The sequence below is a fragment of the Vibrio makurazakiensis genome (assembly GCF_050337375.1).
Lineage (GTDB): Bacteria > Pseudomonadota > Gammaproteobacteria > Enterobacterales > Vibrionaceae > Vibrio > Vibrio makurazakiensis.
The window spans coordinates 1-8,212 of sequence record NZ_JAKJSW010000188.1; the positions used below are offsets into that span (position 1 = coordinate 1).

The 8,212-nt window shown below is 38.6% G+C and carries 5 protein-coding genes and 2 pseudogenes; 2 read left to right on the forward strand and 5 right to left on the reverse strand.

Annotated elements, in window-relative coordinates; genetic code table 11:
- The 3 genes from L4C33_RS17145 to L4C33_RS17155 form a co-directional block, all read right to left on the reverse strand.
- Window positions 1-1,023, reverse strand: a 1,023-nt coding sequence (locus tag L4C33_RS17145) for a hypothetical protein (RefSeq protein WP_428813628.1), incomplete at its 3' end; no start/stop codon positions are given.
- 224 nt (window positions 1,024-1,247) lie between these two features.
- Window positions 1,248-2,600 (reverse strand): Ig-like domain-containing protein, encoded by a 1,353-nt coding sequence (locus L4C33_RS17150; RefSeq protein ID WP_428813629.1) that lies wholly within the window; start codon window positions 2,598-2,600, stop codon window positions 1,248-1,250.
- Window positions 2,601-2,634: 34 nt separating this feature from the next.
- Window positions 2,635-3,378, reverse strand: coding sequence for an EAL domain-containing protein (locus L4C33_RS17155; RefSeq protein ID WP_428813630.1), 744 nt, complete (start codon window positions 3,376-3,378; stop codon window positions 2,635-2,637).
- Between the two features lie 886 nt (window positions 3,379-4,264).
- On the opposite strand from L4C33_RS17155, the pseudogene L4C33_RS17160 reads away from it, so the two are divergent.
- Window positions 4,265-5,283, forward strand: a pseudogene (locus L4C33_RS17160) (IS630 family transposase); the annotation flags it as partial.
- Window positions 5,284-5,416: 133 nt separating this feature from the next.
- Here L4C33_RS17160 and L4C33_RS17165 read toward each other — a convergent pair.
- Together L4C33_RS17165 and L4C33_RS17170 are read right to left on the reverse strand one after the other, a co-directional pair.
- Entirely contained in the window at window positions 5,417-6,322 is a 906-nt protein-coding gene (locus tag L4C33_RS17165; RefSeq protein WP_428813631.1) for a LysR family transcriptional regulator, read from the reverse strand.
- Between the two features lie 61 nt (window positions 6,323-6,383).
- A complete protein-coding gene (locus tag L4C33_RS17170) occupies window positions 6,384-6,716 on the reverse strand; it encodes a hypothetical protein (RefSeq protein ID WP_428813632.1) in 333 nt (110 codons plus the stop codon).
- 390 nt (window positions 6,717-7,106) lie between these two features.
- Between L4C33_RS17170 and L4C33_RS17175 the strand changes: the two are divergent.
- Window positions 7,107-8,012, forward strand: a pseudogene (locus L4C33_RS17175) (IS5 family transposase).
- Window positions 8,013-8,212: the final 200 nt, after the last annotated feature.

An 8,212-nucleotide genomic window follows, 5' to 3' on the forward strand; every position in this document is an offset into this window, starting at 1 on the left:
GTTTTTAGCTAGGTCGGCAGCTAACCAATCATATGACTTTTTTATGTCTACCTTTCTGGTGACACGGAACCACCAATCAAATGACTTAAACTGCCTTTCGTAATGAGGGCCATTATTTAATTGAATCACGTGCCAATTATTCTTGTTGAAAGAGTACGAAAGGCTTCCACTTATGTTTTTRTCATGCCTACCAGTTATGTTGACATCGTGATTTTCTTTAGGAATAGTGAGAACGCGGCCAATGAACCAGTCGATTAACCTTGTTGCGCAAAAATTTTGGGATGGAATTAATCGAAGACCTCTAGACTCTATATATTGCCCTATACAGGCCTTGTCATCTATGTAATTGTCATAGTCATGGTTTCCCAACCCTGGATAAATAGGCATACCGGAATAATCTCTTTCAAATTGCAGTATGTCCTTTCTGTTCATTGTGTTCGTAATGTCACCATTAATCAATGTGCCCGAGAAATGTTTATCACCAACCTCACGAGCCAACGACCTCATGCTTTCCGAATGCCACGCATTAGCTAAATAGCCATCTCCAGCTCTAGTTTTACAAGCCTCAGATACGCAATAAGGATACTGAGTATCTGAGGCGATGATAAGATCGAATCTATCGTTATCGACTTTCATCACTTTGATATATTCATACTTATCGTTTACCTTAGAGCCTACATAACGTATAGACTTGTTATACTCCCTACACAACCCATCGGACTCTCCGTATCTATCTTTATCTCTACAAAGTATCGCTTTATAGCCTTTTTTTACTTTGATTGAGCTAATGGTATTTTCCCAGCCTTGAGTTTTATGCTCTCTTCCTGGACAAAAACCCCAAGACACTCCTTTGAAATTTTCGTGTTGATATACGGTAATACAAGAATCTGTATTAACGGAACTAACTCGCTTGGTTGGCACTTTCGCAAAACCAAAAACACTTATTGGCGTTAAGCAAAAAAGTGTAATTATTATAACTCTAAAAAAACTTTTATACGTCACATTATCGCTGCTGTATTTCATCAAAATCACCTCATTTTATTGTTTCAACTTATTCCTTTATAAAAACAACTGGATAGGTAAAATAGAACACTGAAAAACAGTTGACCTTTGAGTACATAAAATTACTCATAAGCCCCAGACCAATCAGCTCCATTAATAATTGCCTTACATATCCCCTTCCAAACAGCGCCAGATGCAACTCTGGCACTTCAAAAACTAAAAATTAAAACTCTAAACGCTCAACTTTAAGGATTTGAGACGCAGGACACGAAGCCCGCGGTGCTCGGACCGGTGCTGCCGACGTAGCCATGGTAGAGGCTCACGTAGTAATAGTAAGAACCATCAGGAGTCGCCGACCAATAGATGACGACGGTCGGCCAACCGCGCGCGGTAAACATATTACCAGATAGGTCGTATAGCTCCGTTTTTAACTCGTCTCTTGTCGCTAAACGCCAGTTAGTTCGTCCGCCGAGACTATGGGTGTTGTAGGTAGTACACAGTGCATTTGCGTTAGTCCAGTCGAATAGGTAGAAATCACCATCTGGCCCGAAAGGTCCACTTTCAGTAACAGTTCTGCTTGTAGGAGGACTACCGTCAATGCTGTCTAGATAGGCCACTGATGGTGAACTGGTAAATAACTTACCAGTACCTGTATCGAAGATATCAATACATGCACCCGCAAAATCAGTACATACATTCACGTCCACCGTATTACTGATGATGCCATCTTTGGTAGCCGTGAGGGTCGTATTGCCCACCTCAACCACAGACAATAACCCAGTTGATGACACGGTAGCGATCGCCGTATCGAGAGATGTCCACGTCACTGAGTTTGTGACCGGAGAGGAAGTACCACCGCTGTACGTTGCATCGGCAACTAACTGTTGAGTCTGACCTTTCGCAATATTCACTGGTGATGGTGTCACTTGAATCGATGTGAKGACCGCTGCTGACACATTCACATTCACCGTATTACTGGTGATGCCATCCTTCGTGGCCGTGAGAGTCGTGCTACCCACGTCAACACCCGATAACATACCTCCTGATGTCACTGTGGCGATGCTGGTATCTATTGGCGTCCACGTTACGGAATTCGTTACATCATAAGAGGTGCCATCACTGTACGCCCCCATTGCGGTTAACTGYGGTRTTTGACCTTTCRCAATATTCACTGGTGATGGTGTCACTTGAATCGATGTGAGGACCGCTGCTGACACATTCACATTCACCGTRTTACTGGTGATGCCATCTCTTAAGACATTTACTTCCACATTGCCTGGCTCCCTCCCTGTCAAAATATTTGCTTCGTTAAAAAAAGCGACATCTTCATCGCTTACATGCCACTCACTGACACTTAAATCGCTTAATGGGCTAGATGAACCATCAGTGTAATGAATAACAGCTTCGAAATTTTGTTGATTGTCTTTCGCAAGCGTTAGTGAACTTGCCCCTTGCGTCGATATAGGAGATGGAATGATATCTATACGTGATGCGACGATATCTGCATCTGCATCTGCAACTGTATTACCTTCTGAATTACAACCTGAAAGTAGCGTTATCGACAGGAGTGCGATTAGAGTGAAGATATTCTTTATCATAATTTTTTTACTAGTTATGGTTAATGGGATAGGTTTACAAATCAGCCGGAGTACCTTTATGGAAGTGAAAACCCTGCATACCCCAAATAAGATCGAGTGCTATCATTAGATTTGCGTCATCTTCGCTTTCAATTTGTTCAACAATAATTTTTAAAGGCGAACTTTTACAAAAAACATAAAACACCGTTAATTCCTTTAAATTTTTGGGAGCTCGGATTTTTACCAATTCGTACAGGCCAGCGTTATACTCACTAAGCCTAAAATCTGGCTCAACTTCTGAGTAGATATCATAGTCATCTACAGCGAGTATTATTTTATTCTTGTTTAGTATTTCGATGCCTTCTCTGATTTTTGAACAGTCAAGGCAATTATTCCTTTCAGTAATCTCTACTACGAGTTTGGTATTTATCCCTTTTAGTGCATCATGGAGAGTGATGATGTCGCCAATTAGGAACAAATCACACAAATGGCTACGCTCTAGATTTATGAATATATATTCTTTGTCAAACATCGTGTTATCTTTATTATTAATGACAGATGAATATAACCTAGCGACAAGTTCCCTAGATACATGAGAGCGCTGTAAGTAATAATTGATGACTCCGTCTTTTCTCAGTTCACTTAATATATTATTATCAAGTAAAACCTCAACTCCGATCATCCTCCCACTTTGTGGGTTTACCCTGCGGATTTCTTGGTATTTATATTGGCATTTGTATTGTGTGAAATTGTTAAGCTTGTGCGATTCTTTATATTTATTACTGAATAGTACACACATATTACACTCCCTTATTTTTGCACCGCCATATAGCCCATACCCCTAACATTTACTATTTTCCAACTTGTTGGTGACAGGGTTATATTTGCTTGAAATATCGCTTGTGATATGTGAGTGTTACTTTTACCTCTACCCCACATATAAAGTGATATTTCACTATAAGTAAACACCTCCACATCAAGCGAATTCATTGACGAAAAAAGGCATAATATTTTAAATGTGTTATATCCCAAACTACAACGGCTATTTAACTCATAGAACTTCTTATCGGCTCCAGCTATTAAAGACAACCTAAACTTCTTATTGATATCCTTAATTGAAACACATTTAATACAACTCTCTTTAGAGGATTCTTTGCAATACGCTTCATTTATAGTTCTTGTGTAAATAACATTATTCTTTATAGGCATCATCTAATATCCCCCCCCCAAAAAAGAATGCCGGGATAGCTTACAACCTGTAACAGTAGATACAAAACTCTAATTATTATTATTATTAGCATTAACAATTATAACATTAATAATACCAGGCATTTACAGCTAATTCCCAGCCTTCCACACCAACAGGAATCCAACAAAACAAACCTAAAAACAACAATTTACAAAAAACACGCCCAATAACACATGATAAGCAATACCAGAAATTGAAATAATTATAATTATTTTACTAATGTTTTAATTTTAGCTTTGAACTCTCGTTCAATGAAAGATTCGACTACTTTATAGTACATTTATTCAGATTTGGATAAACTGACTTTTTGCGTACTAAACAAGCTTTGTTGCGCAATTAAGTGTACTAAATCAAGAGCCTACGGTGTGAACAGCTATACCCGAGTTCATTGAAGGTGCTTGATTTTCGTTATAAACAGGATCATGTCTGCGCAACCATGAAAGTAACGATAACTCCACAGAAGAAACAAGAACTCGAACAGATACACGATTCCGCTCGTTATAGTCGAGTGTCCGACCATATCAGGCGGTTCTCCTTGCTTTCGAAAGCTGGAGCAACGCAATGATTTCTCAGGCGCTTCGTATTCATGAAACTACGGTTGCACGTCATATCAATGATTATCTCCAGTCTGAGAAGTTACAGCCTGAAAACGGTGGTAGTCAAAGCCGAATGTCTGCAGCTCAAGCCATATAACACATTCAGTATTTGGCTGAACACACCTGCTTTCATACTCGCCAAATCGTTTCTTATGTAGAAACCGAATTTGCTATTCGCTATAGCGTAGCGGGTATGAGTAAGTGGTTACATCACAATGAATTTTCATACAAGAAACCTAAGGGTGTACCTGATAAGTTCAGCCCAGAGATGCAGCGAGACTCTATCGAGTATTACAATAAAAACCTTAAACCAAGTGAAGCACCTGTATTATTTATGGATACTGTCCATCCTACTCAGTCGACAAAACTCAGCTATCGCTGGGTTCGAAAAGGTCGGACAAACTCATCGATACAACGGGTCGCCGAACACGCGTGAACCTAATCGGTGATCTATCACTGGAAAAATTAGTGCGACGGTCACTGAAACGTATGAAACCATTAATAGTGAGAGCATTATTCGTTTTTTCTGGAAACTAAAGAAAGGTCACTATCCACTGGAGCAAAAGGTACACCTAATCTTAGATGGAACGGTCTATCATCGAACCGAGTTAGTGGAAGATGCAGCAAAAGTGCTCAATATTGAACTTCATTACTTACCGCCCTCCTGTCAGAACTTAAATCCGGTCGAACGGCTTTGGAAAGTAATGAATGAGCATGATCGGAACAATGATTTCTTCTCACCCAAGAGAGAGTTTATCTCCGCAAGCAAAGAATTTTTTGATGTGACATTACCAGAAGTTGCAGGGTCGCTGGTATCCTTAGGGATAATTTTCAGCTACTCAAACCTGCATATTCAAATTCAACGGGTATAGCGATGGCGAGAATTAATTTTAGGCCGAAGAAATGTGTATGGCAGCTTAAATGGCGAAGTGTCGCAATTCGGACTTGAATTCGGGGACAAATATCACCAAGATATAAAATGATAACCAAATTTAATTCCAAGTATTAATTATAAGTTGAGTTATTTTACCTCTCAACCAAGAATGAGCTCTATCCTTTATGTTACGCTTATGCCATAACATATACAGCTTTCCTTTATCACAGTGAAAGGGAACTCTAAATAGATTTAGTCCAAGGACTTCCTTAAACTCTAGTGCGAGCGTCAGAGGAATAATGGCAATTAGATTCGTTCTACTAACAATAATCATATTATTAATCATTGAACTTCCATAAAATGCTATATTCCTATTTGACAGATCTACACTTGTGTAAAAATCCAAACTGTATTTATTATTTCTTACGCGTTTTAATACGGCATGCTCCTCTCTGAAATAATCATCGAATGTCAAATTAAGTTTAACCCTTGGGTGATCTCGGTTGCATATAACAACAAAGTCAGACTCGTACAGAAATTCTGACTTAATATCAGATTCACTCATTTCCAAAAAATCTATCGCGATATCATACTGTTTATTTACTAACGCCTCATATAATATTTTATCATTATATTCATGATCATAAATATCCAAATGAACATTAGACAAAGAGGACTCATTAAACTGGTTATTAAGAAACCACTGTAGATTTTCCGGCGTAGTAATATTAAACTTCCTATTGCTTGTTTTGGGTTCAAATGATTTTGCATCAGACATCGTATAAGACAGTTTATGCACTGTAGATTTAATTTCTTGATAAAATCCCTTAGCAAAGCTTGTAGGAGCAAGGTTTCTGCCTTTTCTAATAAAAAGTTCATGACCAAGCTCAACTTTAAGCCTGCTCATCATACTGCTAATAGTAGATTGATTAGTGTTATAGTAAAGTGCCGCTTTGCTTATGCTACCCTGCTCAATAACAGTGACAAAAACTGCTAGCAATTGTAGGTTAGGGACTTGATTCATTATACCTCCAGTTTCTATGATGGTTAATTAATACCTACCAATAGTTATTTTTGAACAAAGTTTAGTTACTATATGGCGATTTTTCCATAGTATAACCTATCCCTCTTATGTTTGTTATATTCCACACTGATGAGTTAATTTCCAAATTAGTAAGGAACACAATTTGAGTTACATGGTTATTTGATTTCACTTCTCCCCAAATATACATTGATATCTCTTTATACTTAATGATTACATCGTTTTTACTTGCAAACATATTGAGTAAAAAAATCACATTTTTTTGTATTCGCTCCCCCTTTTTCAGATCGTAAAACGAACCATCAAATCCATATATAACTTCAAGGTCATAATGCTTATTTATTTTTTTTGTTAAATTAAATAGATAATCACTCATAAAACTCTTACTACTCTTACTACTCTTACTACTCTTACTACTTAAGAAACAGTATTAAATATGTCTCACCCAACTCCATGTCATATGACGTTTAATAATTATCGGTTAATACATACACCCGAATAAATTCATCTCTGATTTTAGTGGCGTAAGACCTTGGATCAACAGGTAAATACGATTGCCACATTTCGAAATTTCGATAAATGCAACTTTGTAAGCTACGTAAGCTTTGTTGCGTAATTCAAATTAGAGACAGAGTCGCCCCTTTTATGTGTTTCTTGGTTAATACGAAAAGTTTCAGGCAGAACTAAGCGGTGTTGTTGACTAAATCAGTTGAACCTTTTCTCAATCCTGCAATCTGATCCCATGTAGTAGAAACATGGTGATGTTATGGGTAAATCGAAGAAGAAGATAACGAACTGGAGTGAGTATAATGAAGCCTTGTGCAAACAAGGCTCAGTAACGTTCTGGATTGACGACTCAGCCGTTGATGCGTGGCAATGCAAAAGCCACCATGGCAAACGTGGTAGAGGCTTTCAATTTTCTGATACTGCTATTGAAATAGCTTTGATGATTAAAGGAATATTCTCTCTCCCGTTACGTGCGCTACAAGGTTTTATCGACTCCATATTTGCCTTAATGAACGTCCCTTTGCGCTCTCCTGACTACACCAGTATTAGCAAGCGTTCCAAGACCGTTCAGGTAAAATACAAGAATAAATCTAAAGGCTCAGCTCGTCACATCGCAATTGATTCAACAGGTCTGAAAGTCTTCGGTGAAAGAGAATGGAAAGTTAAAAAGCATGAGCAGAAGAGCGTAGGATTTGGCGTAAATTGCACCTTGCTGTTGATGTCGATACCCATGATGTTATTAGCGCAGAAGTCAGCATCGTCAATGTTGGTGATAGTGAAGCTCTCCTACATTATTGAATCCACTTCGTAGAAAAATCAATTCTGTATCAGCAGACGGTGCTTATGACACGAAAAAGTGCCATGAAGTATTGCAGACTAAGGGATGTAAGCCTCTTATACTTCCTAGAAAAAATGCTGGTTACTGGGGAAAGGGACACTCTAGGAATGAAGCGGTGGATGCACTTAAAAACGGTAGGCTAGTTCAGTGGAAACTGACTCTGGCTATCACAGCCGTTCAACCTCTGAGACGGCAATGTCCCGATATAAAGGCCTGACTAGCGGTACATTGAGCTTGATATGTTATAACGCTCAAGTTGGTGAGGCCTTGGCAAACGTCAAAGCAATGAACAAAGTCTTAGGGCTAGGTATGCCTATTAGAAACTAACTGGAAAGTTCTGTAGGATAGCTATGTCCTTTACCTGATTTGGCCAACAACGCCTCATCAAACTGCCCACCCGGAATAACAATTAACTATGCCTAATTTTCCGCCTACACTTTTATGACATTTCCCGGCTTAAATAGCATCATAAACAGCCCGGTTTACAAAAAATTATGACAGATGCTACAATTAGATTAGGAAATAAG